Raw genomic sequence first — 14,585 nt, forward strand, 5'->3', positions numbered from 1 at the left:
TCAAAAAGGAAGGAGGACTATGGCACCAAAGAAGTACTGAAACTGGCAGGTGGTATGAATGGCAATCGTAAAACACATTAAAAGCAGAAATGCAAATTACTCAGCTGCTATCAATTATCTTCTGTTTGAACACAATGAAAAAACCGGGAAAAAGATTGTAGATGAATCCGGTCGAAGCATCCTGCGAAAAGAGTTTTACATGGATGGGTTTCATAGCAGCTCCTCCTTTAATCGTTCATGTATTCATAGTAATCGGATTCACTAGCAAACAAGATATATTTACCATCTACCAATCCCATGTAACCATCAACAGTGTTAAAACCTTTCATTGCCAACTCCTCCATTTCTTTGAATTTTATGATTTAATCTTCTTTGATGGTTACAGTGTATATCAATAGATGGGGTATAAAAACCCCTGCTATCTTTGGGTTTATGCAACACTTTTAAATATACGTTTTTGCGTCTTTAAATATCTCTGTAAATTCAGAATTGAATTGTCAGAAGATTTTTTCTCATCATCAGTTAATTCTACTGCATTATCACTGGCTAATTTAACAGTGTATTCATAAATACGATTTACCAGTACATCCAATTCTTCGGTAGTCAATTCAATCTTCAACATTTCATATCTTTTATCTTGTTTCAGCTCTTCTAAAGCATCCATTAGGCGATTGATAGATTTCATACTTAGTTCACCATTTCGAATATCTTCAATATAGGATCTTAAAGCTGCATGATATCTCTTCATTACCTTCGGTTCTCTGTTTTTAATTTTTTGATGAACAAAATTTCCTGCTACAATTGTCCCTGCAACAGCTGTTCCGATAATAATCACTTTCCTATTTTTCTTTGAAAATTCAATCACCTTAGTTACAACATTTTTGTTTTGTGCTACTTGTTCAATTTTTATTGGATCCAAGTGCTTTACAATCTGCCCTTTATTTGGACCAATTGCAACTCGAACAACTCCACCGAGTCTGCGATATTCTCCAGTTGCCAATTTTGTCATGATATCCATTGGAATATCAAATGCTTCTGTTACTACTGCCATAATCAAATTCTCCTCCTCTTTCATTTCATAATAGATTCCACATTTTGCGAGGTCTAATATCTCTTGTTGTTTACTGATGCTTCAAGTATAATAAAATTCATAGAGGAAATACACGCACAGCATGTGGACTTAACACCTGATAATCCTCATGTTCGGCGATATACGGGGAGGTTATTCTCATGGGGAAACAATCTACAAGAGAAAATAAGACAATTTATCAGATTTGTCGGGAAGAAGCCGGTCTTACCAGATCAGAAGCCAGCGAAAAAATGACTGCTGTTTCTGATTCTAAAATTGAAAAATTTGAATATGAAATGCAGGAACCTACACCTTACGATATTATCCAGATGGCAGACGCTTACGGGCGACCAGATCTCTGCAATTATTACTGCTCTCATAAATGCGAAATCGGTCATCGTTATGTCCCGGAAGTCGAAGTTTCTGACTTATCCAATATAATCCTGGAAACCATTGCCAGTCTGAATGAGATTAATCCTCTTACCACACGTCTGATCCAGATTGCCCGTGACGGTAAGATCAGCGATGATGAGATCAAGGATTTTGCTTTTATCAGTAACAAACTGGATGAGATTTCTCTGGCAATAGATTCTCTGAATCTCTGGGTTGATAAAACAGCCGGAGAGCAGGGACTAAACATCGAATTGCTCAGAGAAGAAAAAAAGAAACAAAAATAAGTATGAAAAAACAAGGCAGCGAACCTATTTATGGTCCACTGCCTCTTTCCTTTACATATGCTGTAACTGGTTTATGATGTATTCCGTTCTGCGGATAGCTTCTTCCACCTGATGTCTGGCATTATTGATTCGATCCTGCACCATCCAATCCACAACAAATCCATCAAAGAAGTAATCTGCAAAGGATAAGAAGTCTCCAGTATTGATGTTCAAATTACAAGCCATGTTCACATCATTTAATTCCCTACTAAAATTACGAAGATCATATTTCGCCTGTTCCATATTTTGTCTGGCCTGATCCATCTTGGAGTGTTTCAACATCGTAGAAAAGAATCCACCGCCAAACATATCCACCAAGCCCCAATTTTTTGCACTGTTCAGGTTTTCTTTTGCTATCCGAAGACTACTTAACGCTCGTTGTCCTGCTTCAATCGCTTCTCGTTTTTCTTTTTCTATATCATATCCCATAATATCCCCTCCGAATTTTTATGAATTAGATGTTATAAGTGCAATGATTCCACCTACGATCAATAGCGGAAATGCAATATAAATCAGTCCACCAACAACCATTCCTATCAAAATCACCGGGAAAAATACAACTGTACAGAGCAGCTTTAAGATTCCCCAGGATGCTTTTACACCAAATATAAAAAATTTTCCAATAAACCAGATTATGCATATAGCAAATAGTAACGATAACATATTCTACTCCTTCTGACTCCTGTTATGATTTGAATCATTCATTTTTTTGATTGTTTACTTGATATAAACTCAGATGTATTTCTCACACCGATTTTACTACTGAATTCTGGGTTCTTCTCTATTTTTTCAATCATCCGAATTAACCTTATTCGCTGTGCTGTATCCATCTGCTCACCTCATTCTAACAGTTCTGCCTTTTGATATTGTCAGTATAACCGGATAACTTTTCAAAATATATACCTAATACAAAGAATTAAACATATGTAATTCTCAATTTTCGAGGGTAGAGTAGGCGGATGAGAAATTTCATCCGCCCCTCATCAAACCTGCATGAGGTTCTCCCTCACACGGCTTTCCAACATTCTTCTTTCTACAGCATTACGTCATGCTCTAGCCATTTTCTTTAATCCTTTTTCGTAAATGCTATTTCTAACAAATCCCATTCTTGACATATGTTTACGCCTTTGGTGTTTCTTGTTATACCATCTTGTAAAGGTACAGATAATGTACCAGTCCAATGCCTGCATCCATTTTTCATTTGTTTTGGTGGAATAATAATTCTTCCAACCTGTGATTTTCGGATTTAGATTCTTTATTAAATCCTCTTCCTTTGCAATCAGCAGACTTCGACTGTTTACATTTCTTTTAATTTCTACTTTCATTTTCCTCATAGCTTTCCTGCTCGGATACTGATAAGTTTCTTTATACAATTGTCCTTTGCTTGTTTCCGTTGTCATTCTTCTGTGGTGCATTCCAAGAAAGTCAAATTCCTCTTTTCCGTTCCACATGCTGACAATCTTTGTTTTTACTGGGTGTAGCTTTAAATCCAGTTTTGTCATGATGTACTGCAATAAGTTCAGTGCGTGATTTGCACTTTTCTTATTCTTGCAGATGATTACTGTATCATCTGCGTACCTTACAAGAATACCGTGAGTAAGTCCATACTTTTCCCACAGTCTGTCCAGTGTATTTAAGTAGATGTTTGCCAATAACGGAGATATAACTGAACCTTGGCTTGTTCCCGGTTCAGAGATTGTCAGTACATTTCCGTATAATACTCCTGATACTAACCATTGTCTTATCAGCTTCAATATCTTCGATTCTGATTCCCTCTACACCACTGGAACCTTTGTTAGCTTTTACCCGTTTCCATGCCTCGAAAAGTACATCATCCCGATACACCTTATCGTACAGTGCATGAAATCTTCGGCTGTCACATTTCTTGGCTGTCAGATATAGTTTGTTTTGAAGTTGTCGAACTTTTTCTTTGGAGTTATTAGTCTGCATGACATTCTCTCACTCTTACCCTCTCTACAAACTTGAATGAAGTAAGGAACCTTCCCATAAACTGCGTTTTCTTGCACAGTCATTATCGGTACTATGTTCCTCTCCGACTCCCTCCCATCAGAAATACGATTTCGCCAAGCTTATACGCTTTCTTTTTACCTTTTGGTGATGGGTAGGGTCTCTCCAGTTCCGAACCACACTTTTCATACATACCGCTTCCTCTATACCGAGAGATTCTTCCGTGCTGCTTTCCAGTTTCTTCACACGTTCCATGATTTTCGCCCATATACCCAGGGCTCAACTTCTCTTTGCTCTCCTATCAGAGACCTTTTTAGCGATACGGCAGAATTCACTTAATGTTACGGCCTGCATGATTGCTCGCTCCTCTTGTCGAGGTTACTTTATCCACTCGCTTAGCACCCTGTATTACTACAACGCACCGAGTTTAGCTACACGGCTCACTGGCGATTACCGTGACCGGACTTTCACCGGCAAGTGTGGTCCAGCTTCGCTGGACACACGAAATAGAAAAAGCCCTTTGAGAAAAGGATTTCTCCTCTCTCAAAGGGCAAATTGAAAAACTTGAATTTATCGATTTCTTTATTATCTAATCTGTTAATAATCTATCCAACAGCATCTGCCTATTATTTATAAACATTTCTGTTACCTGGTAACTCTCTGTATCCTCATATTCGCACAGATGTATGCGTCCATTATCAAAACAATAGATATCTGCATCTGGTATTCCTAACAAAATTGGCGAATGCGTAACTATAATAAACTGTGCTCCCTCTTTTGCACATCTGTATATTTGCATCAACAATGTAAGCTGTCTCTGCGGCGATAATGCAGCTTCCGGCTCGTCAAAAAGATACAATCCATTTGGATTCATATTATTCTGTGCTAATGCAAGAAAACTCTCTCCATGTGATTTTTCATGATATTTAGCGGAAGGATGTGTAATATCTGCATATTCTTCTTCCTGCGTTGCAACATTATAAAAGCTTTCTGCCCTAAGAAAATATCCCCACTTTTCCTTCCGATAACCTTTGACAATTCTTATCGCATCACACAACTCTGAATGTGTATCATGCGTAGAAAAAACATAATTCTTCGTTCCACCCTCAGGATTAAAACCATGTGCTACGGCAAGTGCTTCCAATAAAGTTGATTTACCGCTGCCATTTTCCCCTACAAAAAAAGTAATTGGTTTGTTAAAATCAAGTTTTTCAATCCCCTTAAAAGCCTCGATTCTCTTTAAATAACTATCGTTATCAATTCTATTCCAATCGAATATTACCCCTTGTAAGAATTGATCATTCATCTAATCACCTTCCTGTAAAAGACACTTTCTAATCCACCAATCCTTCGTTCTAAAGAACTCGGTCAACTGGAATTTCTGGATGCGTATAATATGCGAAAAAAACTTAACTCCATCTTAAATATAGTGCTGAGTTTCACTGCCATTCTTTAACACCATTTTCACCACACCAAGCAATGCTGCAAACAAAACACCAGCAACCGGCCATACAATCCATGTAATATCCCAGCTCATCGTCCAGAAGCTCCATGCAAGGTAAATCGCTGTAGTCAAGCACCAATATACACCAGAAAACGTGTCAGTCTTTTTCTTAAACAGTTTTTCTTCTTTTGTATATTCGCCTTCCTGAAGAAGGGTATCGTAACTGCTTTTTACCATCCCAACACGAACCAACAGATTCACTCCTATTGCAAGTATGAATAGCAGCAATCCAACGGAAAGGCCACAGTAATAGTCAGACGCTTCCATGGATCCGGCAATAATTGTCGGAATCACTGCCAGTATACAAAGCACTACCCCAACAGCTGTTCCTCTGATAAAAATCGGTTCATAGGAATCTTTTTTTCTCGTACTATTCCAGATACACCATACTCTGTTTCAAAGCATTCTTTTTCAAAATGTTCCATATGTGATTCTCGCATTCCATATGTAATAAACAAAAAGACGGCTGCCGCAACCATTCCAAGCAAAAAAACACATCCAAATACTGTTGCCAGAGATTCCGAAACATGAAATACGCCATCTTCTGCCATTGTCACAAGAACAATCAATAATATTGGACTTGAGATACACATACTTGTTGCGTTTGCCACTACTTTGGATCCATTTCTTTTCATGTCAAGAAATTCATTTGCATTCTCCATAGTTACTTTTTTCAACGGTTCTGCATAGCTTTCAGTACTTTCGTGATAAGTGATATTTTCTGCTTTCATTTTATCTTTTAATAGGTAATCTGTACTAACACAAAATAGCTCCGACATCTGTAAAATTCTTTGCAAATCTGGAACAGCTCCTGCACTTTCCCACTTAGATACTGCCTGTCTGGATACGCCCAACTGATTGGCTAGTTCTTCCTGTGACCATCCATTCTTTTTTCTTTCCTCTGTAATCTTATCAGCTAAAACCATTTTTTTCTCCTTTTGCAGATTTTATGAGCTCAATATAACAGTTTTGCTGTTTGCATTCCACCATTTCAAGCTGTAAATCTGTCAACCAGCAGTTGCAAATCACAAAAGAACTCTATGAATTCCGATTGAGATTTCACCTGTTTTAAGAAATTTAATAACTGTTATATTTTGTTATTAAATTCTCCGCAAACCATTGAAAACACTGGATTGGTCGCAGGTGAGCTTTCCCTTATTGTTTCCCTTGTGTTATATCGTCCCACCAGTGTTTACGAACTCTGATAAGGGCAAATACAAGGGCACAAGAGGTCCGGTGGACCTCTGCTCTGTGCCGACCGAAGCGGCAGCGGAGACCAAAAAAATTATATAAAACAGTATAACACAAAATAAAAGTGACATGGTGAACTGATTGAAATGCTTCTGATTTTTGTAGCAAATAATTGATTGAACGATAAGGAGATAAGAAACGCTGAGAATAATTTCTTCTCAGCGTTTCCGACAACTATTTTCTTTCCTTTGACACCTTCTCACTTATTCTCTGATAGATTTCCTTTGTCTCTGCGTCATTTTCCCCATTTACAACTAATATTTTTCCATCTATGTTCATGACAACATATGAATGGCAGGAGGCATGAGTGTAGCGGATATAATCTCCGAAGATATCGTTTTTGAAGTTTCCCATAGCATACTTCAGGTTTCCAAGACCATTAGTTCTGTAACCATTATCGTTCTGCAATACATTTTCTTCATAAGAAATGCTGTCAATTTGCGAATACTCCACTGTATAATCATTCCATCCTTTTGCTTCAATGTTAAAATCACGATCATTACAACGAATCTGAATGCTTCCACAAAACAAAGTCCATATAGTAAACACAATAGTTGAAATTGCGATGATCAGATATATCACACTTTTTTTTGTATTATACTGAATTTTTAAGCCTTCTCCGGTTGCCAGCTTTTTCTTATAAAAAAGGTAGGAGTAGAGAATGCTAATGATTGCAGCTGCCATAATGCTTATAATATACACAACCAGTGCAGCCATGCTTTCCCCAAAAAGTCCACAAAGCATACATAAAATACCTGATGCCATCCATAATTTGCCGCTGAATCTATGTGTTGCATTCCAGTTTTCTTCATCCATTAAAGACCATACAACTCTTATTCCTATGGTATTATTCTGTTTCACTTTTGGCAAATAATTTCCAATAACCATAAACAGCAGTCCAGTTCCATAGTAAATTACTGCCATAAACAGATTTTCCATATCTGCACCCATATTGACCAGTCTTGTAATACCATTATAGAGTAATGTTATAATTGGTATAATCCACATCGTCATTCCTATAATCTTGCGGCTCTGCTGTCTGTTCCGGTTATCATAAAATATTATTGCCACCAGCGCACAATCCGTCACTACAAAAAACACATTTGCCCACATGCTCTGTGTACTAGTGAATCCTACTAAAACCCCGATGAGCATTACCAGAACAGAACAAATTAATGAACCTCTATATTTTTTTATCATTTCCTTCATCGTCCGATACTCCTTTCAAATCTATAATCCACAACATGACATCTTCCAATACGGAAGTGTTTAATTCATAATAAATAAATTTTCCCTCTCTTTTATTTCGGATTAAATCAGCCTCCTTCAATATTGCCAGATGTCTGGATATAGAAGCTCCCGTTACTGAAAAATGTTCACATATCTCTCCAGCAGAAAGCCGTCCATTCTTCAATAAATTTAAAATCTCACGTCGTATTGGATCTGCCAGTGCTTTTAATGTATCTTGTATACCCAAGAATTCATCACGCTCCTCATTTAACATTTAACCTAATTGTTAAATGTATTATAATGCAAGATATGTTATCTGTCAACGACTAAATTTTTCTAAAAGAACGTGCTTTGTTCATTAAGGGCAGAGAGGCTTTTTGTCCCTCTGCCCTTAATAACAGATAAAGCACTGATTTCTTATATCACGAGAGATATGAGCTTTATCATACAATGCCTGTTCTTCTTTAGAAAATGAATTAAATCCTGAAACAAATTTTGCTGTTTTTTTTAGTTTTTGATAAATGCTTGACTGTAAACCTTGTTTATAGCTTATTATTAAGTAAAATAGAGTTGCTCGAAAGGAGGGCATAATATGACTATAAAAGACGTAGAAGAGCAAACAGGTTTATCCCGTTCTAATATCCGTTTTTATGAAAAGGAAAAACTTATTGAGCCTTCGAGAAATGAAAGTAATGGTTATAGAGATTATTCTGAAAATGATGTGGAAAATATAAAGAAGATTGCATATCTACGTACATTGGGAATTTCTATTGAAGATATACGAAGTATTATATCCGAAAAAGTAACATTGCAGGAAATGCTTGAGAAGCAAAAGGAAGTATTAAAAAATCAGATTACTGATTTGAATAAGGCGAAACTCATGTGTGAAAAAATGCTGGATGAAGAAAGTATTAGTTATGAAAAATTACAGGTAGAACAATATGTAACAGATTTGCATGACTATTGGAAAGATAATCGAACTGTTTTCAAACTGGATTCCGTCAGCTTTTTGTATATATGGGGAAGTATGCTTACCTGGACTATGATTACCGCACTATGCTTGATTATTGGGGCTTTGTCTTATTCTAAGTTGCCGACAGAAATTCCAGTACAATGGAGTAAAGGAGTGGCAACATCCCTAGTTAATAAAAACTGGATTTCTATTTGTCCTGTTATATGTATCATAATCCGTTATTTATTAAAACCTTTTATCTATGCGAAATTGCAGATGAACAATTATTATGGAGAAATTATAACAGAGTATTTGACAAATTATATGTGTTTTATTGTGTTGTCAGTGGAAATCTTCTCCATACTTTTTACTTTCGGAGTGGTAAAAAGTGTTGTTGTACTGCTATTTGTGGACACGGCAATTTTTATTGGATTGTTAGTAGTTGGTTTGGTAAAAATGGATTTGAGAGGGAAAGAAGTTTTATGATTCAAATTTTATATTTCAGAAATAACAATAAGATACTATTTTTCTCACGCCTACTATGAGAACGGCGGCTATGAGATAGAAATTGCATATACTGGCGAATAAAAGAACCGCTGTTGCATGGTTTATTGGCTTCCATGTAGCTGGTATTCGGCTGAGGTATTGAAAAAGATAATTTTCAATAATTTTTCAAAAATCAGAATCGACAATTCATGACAAATCAACCCTGAATCGGGGAACGTTTCTCATAGAAAAGAACTACAAAAAATAAGAAAATAAAAACGGAAAACCATTGTCTGTAGTATAAGTATTTGTTATTATGAAGTAAATAGCGGATATTTTACAAAGTAAAGCTTAATCTAGAGAATCTGCCAGTGGCAGGCCTCTGTAGATACCAAGGTATACAAAAGGAGAATGAAAAAATGAAAAAAGAAGACATGTCCTGTATCGACTGCGCAGTAAAAAACTGCAACAAAATGGATAAAACCTATCCGGATTTCTGTCTGACAACACACATGGATGAAGAAGTTCTAAATGAAGCTATGGAATGCTACAATGAAGACGAGAACCGCAAAGTAACAATCGCTGCAGCTGAAGTAGAGTATGAGAATTACTGCAAACATACCCGTGTCGAAGAAATCATGGATTTTGCAAAGAAGATTAATGCGAAAAAGATCGGGATCGCAACCTGTGTCGGATTGTTGAAAGAAAGCCGTATCCTGGCAGATATCCTGCGCAGACATGGCTTTGAGGTGTATGGTGTCGGCTGTAAAGCCGGAACACAGAAGAAGACATCGGTCGGCATCCCGGAATGCTGCGAAGGTGTCGGTGTGAATATGTGTAATCCGATCCTGCAGGCAAAGCTTCTGAACAAGGCGAAGACGGACCTGAATGTTGTGGTCGGACTTTGTGTGGGGCATGACAGTCTGTTTTACAAATATTCCGAGGCACTGACTACGACAGCAGTGACGAAAGACCGTGTATTGGGGCATAATCCGGTAGCGGCGCTTTATACTGCGGATAGTTATTATTCGAAGTTGAAGAAGAGTGAAGAAGAGTAATATTTCTAATTTGGGCGTTTAAAGATACATAAAGATATCCCATTCAAGCATTTCTCTTTTTATCCAATCGAGTAGGAGGCTAACCATTAGTTGATTAGCCGACCTCTCACACCACCGTGCGTACCGTTCGGTACACGGCGGTTCTTTAGTTTTCGTAGACTACTAGATAGTAGTCAAGCATGGATGTATATCCTAACTTGGCTATTATTTTATTCGAAAAGATTTGGTTCAAGACTTTCGCCATTCTCCAATAGCCTTTTCTACTGTTGGCTAATTCCTTGGCTTTCCAATCCTCTAATCCTAGTGCTTTCAGCATTCGGCACTTTGTTTTGATTTTCTTCCACTGTTTCCAATAGACCGCTCTGATTCTGCGTCTTGCCCATTCGTCCGTTTTCTGGAGAAGTTTCTTCATGTCTGCAAGTCTAAAATATTCTACCCATCCTCGCACATACTCTTGATACTTCTTTTCTCGCACTTCATTGCTTATCCCTTTGTTCCTGTCAGTAAGTTCTCTGATTCTATTCTTCATCTTTGCTACTGACTTCGGGTGTACTCTAAATCTGCATTTACCTTTATGTCTATAAAAGCTATATCCGAGGTATTTGACTGTGCTGATATGAGCCACCTCTGTTTTCTTCCGATTTACTTTAAGAAATAGTTTCTTTTCAATAAATGGAATGATGTTCTTCAAGGTTCTTTCTGCGCTTTTTCTGCTCTTGCAGAAAATCATACAATCGTCTGCGTATCGGACAAATCTATGTCCTCTATTCTCCAGTTCCTTATCCAACTCATTTAGCATTACATTACTAAGCAATGGGCTAAGCGGACCGCCTTGTGGCATTCCAACCTCTGTACGTTCAAACATTCCTTTTGCGATTACTCCCGCATTCAGATATTTGTGTATTAAGGATATAACTCTGCCATCTTTGATGGTTCTTGACAATACTTCTATCAGCTTATTCTGGCATACTGTGGCGAAGAACCTTTCCAAGTCCATATCTACCACATATACATAGCCATCATTTACGTTCTTTTGGCATTGTCTGAGAGCATCGTGTGCTCCTCGCTTTGGTCTGAAACCGAAACTATTTTCTGAGAATTGCTCCTCATAGATTGGCGATAATTCCTGTGCTATTGCCTGTTGAATAACTCTATCAACAACAGTAGGAACTCCTAACTTTCGAAATTCGCCTTTTGTTTCCTTGGGTATTTCTACCCTTCGAACTGGGTTAGGCTTATACTTTCCTTCCCTTATCTCTTGGATTAAGGAATCTTGGTTTTCTCTAAGGAAGGGCAGAAGTTCATCCACCTGCATACCATCGATTCCACCTTTTCCTTTGTTTTTCTTGACTTGTTTATAGGCATTGTTTAGATTGCCTTTTCGCAAAATCAAATCCAAAAGATTGTTCGTCCAATAGTCTGTGATGACACCGCTCTTTTCAGCAATCTTAGAGTAGTCGAACACTTCTGCATACTCTTTCTGTTCCGCAGATACCATTTGCAGATAGCCTTCCATATGAAGTTGTCTGTTCTTAAATCTACTTTCAGTTACATTCATTGCTTGTGTCTCCTAAAGTTCAGCCCTTCGCCAGTGTTTGCAACCACTGGTTTACTATGGCTTCTGCTGACTTCTCGCCATTCGTTGTTACTGACGGATTTCATACTCTGTTTTCATCCGCTGACGAGACCTCCCTTGGTACCACACGTTTCTTTCTCTCCATATATCTGCCACATTTACTACTGTTAATTCCGGGTAGTTATTGGACTTTAGTTTGTCGTGCAACCTTATCCTTAACTGTAGCCTGATGTGATTTCTGTTCGTCAGACCAGAGATTTGCCTCCACCTTCCTTCAGATTCCCCTCACGTTAATCATAGCAACTCTATGAATAGGACACCCTTGGTCTTGGCTATATCCTTCCCACTACTAGGGTGGATTAGGGACTTTCACCCATTAGAAACGTGCGCCGCAAGGCGCACACGAAAAAAAGAACACACAACACTCTGTATGTTCTCTTTCTGTATGTGAAGTCCAATATTATACTTTGAAGTAGCTATCCAATCCTTTGAACTCTTCCGCTTTCATTTCTTTTGTAACATCAGCATAGATGTTCAGTGTAGTTCCTATCATTACTGCAAAGACCGGATACCAGTGTTCATATACAGGGTGGGTTTTCAGGAAATGTACTTCTGCTAAACTGTTATTCATAGCCAAACCTCAACCTCCTTGTGCTTAGAGTAGTAGTAATGTCTATCAAAAGGCTTTTACATATTAGATAAAAGCATGTAAAATTTCTTTTACATAGCTTAATTGCGGTCTATTTAGCTTGTTTCTTGACTACTCAGGAAAAATATTTCTACCCTCGCCCCACCTGTATTTTCAGAATTTGAAAGTTTAATACCTCCACCATATTTTTCAGCCACAGTTTTTGCAAAAAATAGTCCCATCCCATAATGGGCTTCGCCATTTCTACTTGTATCATCCATAAAAAACTGCTCTGTGCCATGCAATAATGCTTCTTTTGTAAATCCTGATCCGCTATCCTCCACAATGAATGTCAGCCGGCCATCCTGCTCCTTTGCGTCAATATAAATGATTCCATTTTCTTTTGTATGCTCCACTGCATTCTGAATCACATTCATTACGGCTCGGAACATTGGATCATAAGCAATCGTTACCTTTTTATCACTTTGTTCCGCCTTCCAATCTATCTTCTGGTGATAGCTTTCTACCAGTCCGAGTGCCTGTTCCTTTATATCTGCGAAAAAATCTTCTAACCTCACCGTTGTATAGGTAACATCACTGCAATTCCATGATTTTGTGACATCTATCAACTGTTTTACATAACTTTGTATCTGTGTTGTGCCGTTCAAAACATAAGTGATATTTTTCTTCTGTTCTGTGGTCAGTTCAGTCTCTGAAAGTAGTTCTGCATTTCCCCGTACAATCGTAAGAGGTGTTTTAATATCATGCGCCAAAGCAGACATCTGCTGTTTCTTTTCCTGCTCTGTTTTCCACTGCTTTTCTAAAGATTCTCGCAATGCATCTCGCATATCATCGATTGCCGATAAACAGTCATCAAACTCTTTGATACCAGAACAGGATGTCTCATATTCCAGATTTTGATCCTTTATTTGTCCGATTGCGTCTAATACAGGCTGCATCTGCTTTTTGATTCTTTTTCCAAAACGTATGGACGGAATGATGATAATCGCTACCGCTCCAATCACAGACATAATAATCATCACATTCTGTGGTCCTATAAAATGCTCCCTCAAAAAAGCTGAATGATATTGAGGTGTCAGGCGATATTGCAATACAACATATTCATTTTCCCTTACAATTACTTTATAAAAATATTTCCCGGATGCGTTTCCGTACTTTGCAACATTCCATGCTATCTGTTCGTATTGTTCTGACAGATCTCCACCTATTTTCTCTCCATTCTCTGAAAAGATTACATAATCACAAAGTGCGGGAATCATCTCAGCAGTCACTTTATCTGCACGTAGAATCGTATCATATGCTTCATTAATCTTTTGCTCTGCATAATTTGCCGGATAAATACAGCCCACACTAATCAAAAGGTACAGCAGCAGATAAGCAACAATCACCAAACCAACTAATGATCCAAGCATGACCAGTACATATCTCATAAAAATCCTGCTGAGTGCATTGCTTCTCTTTACTCTTCCCATTTATATCCAATCCCCCAGACTGTTTTTATCGGTGTATAATCATAATCCGCAAATTTTGCTCTTATATTTTTGATATGCGTGATTATAGTACTGTCATTACTCTCATTGTCAAAGCCAAAGACCGCTTCCAATATCTGTTCCTTCGAGAAAACCTGTCCTCTGTTTTTAGCTAGAAATTCACAGATTTCGTACTCCGCTTTCGTAAGAGGAAGTTCCTTATCATCAACCAATAGTTTCTTTTGAGATATTTGAATACAGACCCTCCCCAAAACCATCCGGACAGAATGTTCCCTGTGCTCTCTTCTAAGATGTGCATTGATCCTTGCCCGAAGTTCCATCACTCCAAATGGCTTTGAAATATAATCATCTGCTCCTAAAGAAAGTCCGTTTACCAGACTGTTTTCCTCCGTTTTTGCCGTAAGAAACAAAATCGGACAATCCACAAGTGCCCTGATTCTTTTGCATAATTCGAAGCCATCAATTCCAGGCATCATAATGTCCAGTAAAATCAGGTCATAACGATGTAATTCTTCCATATTAATTTTTAGTGGATTACTTACTTTGGTAACCAGATGTCCATCCTTATTCAAAATGCTTTCTATCATTTCCAAAATTGCCGGTTCATCATCAACTGCCAGTATTTTTGCCATAGTT

General features: G+C 37.8%; 18 protein-coding genes and 1 pseudogene. 4 read left to right on the forward strand and 15 right to left on the reverse strand.

Annotation, left to right across the window (positions count from 1 at the left end; all coding sequences use genetic code 11):
- Positions 1–58 precede the first annotated feature (58 nt).
- A complete protein-coding gene (locus LI162_RS05345; RefSeq protein ID WP_155204534.1) occupies positions 59–265 on the forward strand; it encodes a hypothetical protein in 207 nt (68 codons plus the stop codon).
- Positions 266–430: 165 nt separating this feature from the next.
- Here the strand turns inward: LI162_RS05345 and LI162_RS05350 are convergent, their stop codons facing one another.
- Positions 431–1,051, reverse strand: a complete 621-nt coding sequence (locus LI162_RS05350) for a hypothetical protein (protein WP_155204536.1) — start codon at positions 1,049–1,051, stop codon at positions 431–433.
- 179 nt (positions 1,052–1,230) lie between these two features.
- Between LI162_RS05350 and LI162_RS05355 the strand changes: the two genes are divergently transcribed.
- Positions 1,231–1,746: a helix-turn-helix domain-containing protein gene (locus LI162_RS05355; RefSeq protein WP_044920599.1), complete on the forward strand. Its 516-nt coding sequence runs from the start codon at positions 1,231–1,233 to the stop codon at positions 1,744–1,746.
- Between the two features lie 51 nt (positions 1,747–1,797).
- Here the strand turns inward: LI162_RS05355 and LI162_RS05360 are convergent, their stop codons facing one another.
- The 10 genes and pseudogenes from LI162_RS05360 to LI162_RS15905 all read right to left on the reverse strand — a co-directional run bounded on the left by LI162_RS05360 (position 1,798) and on the right by LI162_RS15905 (position 8,327).
- Positions 1,798–2,214 (reverse strand): hypothetical protein, encoded by a 417-nt coding sequence (locus LI162_RS05360; RefSeq protein ID WP_055157819.1) that lies wholly within the window; start codon positions 2,212–2,214, stop codon positions 1,798–1,800.
- Positions 2,215–2,232: 18 nt separating this feature from the next.
- Positions 2,233–2,448: a hypothetical protein gene (locus LI162_RS05365; protein WP_055157821.1), complete on the reverse strand. Its 216-nt coding sequence runs from the start codon at positions 2,446–2,448 to the stop codon at positions 2,233–2,235.
- Between the two features lie 383 nt (positions 2,449–2,831).
- On the reverse strand, positions 2,832–3,539 hold the full coding sequence (locus LI162_RS05370; protein WP_226875927.1) for a reverse transcriptase domain-containing protein: 708 nt from the start codon (positions 3,537–3,539) through the stop codon (positions 2,832–2,834).
- Positions 3,475–3,735 carry a hypothetical protein gene (locus LI162_RS05375; protein WP_070103783.1) on the reverse strand — a complete coding sequence of 87 codons (261 nt, stop codon included), beginning with the start codon at positions 3,733–3,735 and terminating at the stop codon, positions 3,475–3,477. Before LI162_RS05375 ends, LI162_RS05370 begins: the two co-directional genes overlap by 65 nt.
- 91 nt (positions 3,736–3,826) lie before the next feature.
- The gene (locus LI162_RS05380) at positions 3,827–4,036 is read right to left on the reverse strand and encodes a hypothetical protein (protein WP_226875928.1); all 210 of its coding nucleotides are present in this window, start codon (positions 4,034–4,036) and stop codon (positions 3,827–3,829) included.
- 306 nt (positions 4,037–4,342) lie between these two features.
- Positions 4,343–5,059 carry an AAA family ATPase gene (locus tag LI162_RS05385; protein ID WP_055148034.1) on the reverse strand — a complete coding sequence of 239 codons (717 nt, stop codon included), beginning with the start codon at positions 5,057–5,059 and terminating at the stop codon, positions 4,343–4,345.
- A 114-nt stretch (positions 5,060–5,173) separates the two neighbouring features.
- Positions 5,174–6,183: pseudogene (locus LI162_RS15900) on the reverse strand (helix-turn-helix domain-containing protein).
- A gap of 499 nt (positions 6,184–6,682) precedes the next feature.
- Positions 6,683–7,717, reverse strand: coding sequence for an SdpI family protein (locus LI162_RS05400; protein WP_055148040.1), 1,035 nt, complete (start codon positions 7,715–7,717; stop codon positions 6,683–6,685).
- Positions 7,692–8,012: an autorepressor SdpR family transcription factor gene (locus LI162_RS05405; protein ID WP_117498834.1), complete on the reverse strand. Its 321-nt coding sequence runs from the start codon at positions 8,010–8,012 to the stop codon at positions 7,692–7,694. Before LI162_RS05405 ends, LI162_RS05400 begins: the two co-directional genes overlap by 26 nt.
- Positions 8,013–8,129: 117 nt before the next feature.
- Positions 8,130–8,327 (reverse strand): DUF3784 domain-containing protein, encoded by a 198-nt coding sequence (locus tag LI162_RS15905; protein ID WP_081016888.1) that lies wholly within the window; start codon positions 8,325–8,327, stop codon positions 8,130–8,132.
- 3 nt (positions 8,328–8,330) lie between these two features.
- Between LI162_RS15905 and LI162_RS05415 the strand changes: the two genes are divergently transcribed.
- Positions 8,331–9,176 carry a MerR family transcriptional regulator gene (locus LI162_RS05415; protein WP_226875862.1) on the forward strand — a complete coding sequence of 282 codons (846 nt, stop codon included), beginning with the start codon at positions 8,331–8,333 and terminating at the stop codon, positions 9,174–9,176.
- A 419-nt stretch (positions 9,177–9,595) separates the two neighbouring features.
- The gene (locus tag LI162_RS05420) at positions 9,596–10,234 is read left to right on the forward strand and encodes a DUF1847 domain-containing protein (RefSeq protein WP_008705300.1); all 639 of its coding nucleotides are present in this window, start codon (positions 9,596–9,598) and stop codon (positions 10,232–10,234) included.
- 145 nt (positions 10,235–10,379) lie between these two features.
- Here LI162_RS05420 and ltrA read toward each other — a convergent pair whose 3' ends face one another.
- The 4 genes from ltrA to LI162_RS05440 form a co-directional block, all read right to left on the reverse strand.
- Positions 10,380–11,792 (reverse strand): group II intron reverse transcriptase/maturase, encoded by a 1,413-nt coding sequence (gene ltrA / locus LI162_RS05425; protein WP_227155945.1) that lies wholly within the window; start codon positions 11,790–11,792, stop codon positions 10,380–10,382.
- 478 nt (positions 11,793–12,270) lie between these two features.
- Positions 12,271–12,441: a hypothetical protein gene (locus tag LI162_RS05430; RefSeq protein WP_015530079.1), complete on the reverse strand. Its 171-nt coding sequence runs from the start codon at positions 12,439–12,441 to the stop codon at positions 12,271–12,273.
- A 113-nt stretch (positions 12,442–12,554) separates the two neighbouring features.
- A complete protein-coding gene (locus tag LI162_RS05435; protein ID WP_155204543.1) occupies positions 12,555–13,931 on the reverse strand; it encodes a sensor histidine kinase in 1,377 nt (458 codons plus the stop codon).
- On the reverse strand, positions 13,919–14,581 hold the full coding sequence (locus LI162_RS05440; RefSeq protein WP_006858444.1) for a response regulator transcription factor: 663 nt from the start codon (positions 14,579–14,581) through the stop codon (positions 13,919–13,921). Before LI162_RS05440 ends, LI162_RS05435 begins: the two co-directional genes overlap by 13 nt.
- Between the last annotated feature and the right edge of the window lie 4 nt (positions 14,582–14,585).

The sequence above is a fragment of the Mediterraneibacter sp. 210702-DFI.3.120 genome, assembly GCF_020561005.1.
Lineage (GTDB): Bacteria > Bacillota > Clostridia > Lachnospirales > Lachnospiraceae > Mediterraneibacter > Mediterraneibacter faecis.

Coding starts and splice junctions, on each gene's coding strand:
- LI162_RS05345 (WP_155204534.1), top strand. CDS start 59: ATGGCAATCGTAAAACACATTAAAAGCAGAAATGCAAATTACTCAGCT.
- LI162_RS05350 (WP_155204536.1), bottom strand. CDS start 1,051: ATGGCAGTAGTAACAGAAGCATTTGATATTCCAATGGATATCATGACA.
- LI162_RS05355 (WP_044920599.1), top strand. CDS start 1,231: ATGGGGAAACAATCTACAAGAGAAAATAAGACAATTTATCAGATTTGT.
- LI162_RS05360 (WP_055157819.1), bottom strand. CDS start 2,214: ATGGGATATGATATAGAAAAAGAAAAACGAGAAGCGATTGAAGCAGGA.
- LI162_RS05365 (WP_055157821.1), bottom strand. CDS start 2,448: ATGTTATCGTTACTATTTGCTATATGCATAATCTGGTTTATTGGAAAA.
- LI162_RS05375 (WP_070103783.1), bottom strand. CDS start 3,735: ATGCAGACTAATAACTCCAAAGAAAAAGTTCGACAACTTCAAAACAAA.
- LI162_RS05385 (WP_055148034.1), bottom strand. CDS start 5,059: ATGAATGATCAATTCTTACAAGGGGTAATATTCGATTGGAATAGAATT.
- LI162_RS05400 (WP_055148040.1), bottom strand. CDS start 7,717: ATGAAGGAAATGATAAAAAAATATAGAGGTTCATTAATTTGTTCTGTT.
- LI162_RS05405 (WP_117498834.1), bottom strand. CDS start 8,012: ATGTTAAATGAGGAGCGTGATGAATTCTTGGGTATACAAGATACATTA.
- LI162_RS15905 (WP_081016888.1), bottom strand. CDS start 8,327: ATGCCCTCCTTTCGAGCAACTCTATTTTACTTAATAATAAGCTATAAA.
- LI162_RS05415 (WP_226875862.1), top strand. CDS start 8,331: ATGACTATAAAAGACGTAGAAGAGCAAACAGGTTTATCCCGTTCTAAT.
- LI162_RS05420 (WP_008705300.1), top strand. CDS start 9,596: ATGAAAAAAGAAGACATGTCCTGTATCGACTGCGCAGTAAAAAACTGC.
- ltrA (WP_227155945.1), bottom strand. CDS start 11,792: ATGAATGTAACTGAAAGTAGATTTAAGAACAGACAACTTCATATGGAA.
- LI162_RS05430 (WP_015530079.1), bottom strand. CDS start 12,441: ATGAATAACAGTTTAGCAGAAGTACATTTCCTGAAAACCCACCCTGTA.
- LI162_RS05435 (WP_155204543.1), bottom strand. CDS start 13,931: ATGGGAAGAGTAAAGAGAAGCAATGCACTCAGCAGGATTTTTATGAGA.
- LI162_RS05440 (WP_006858444.1), bottom strand. CDS start 14,581: ATGGCAAAAATACTGGCAGTTGATGATGAACCGGCAATTTTGGAAATG.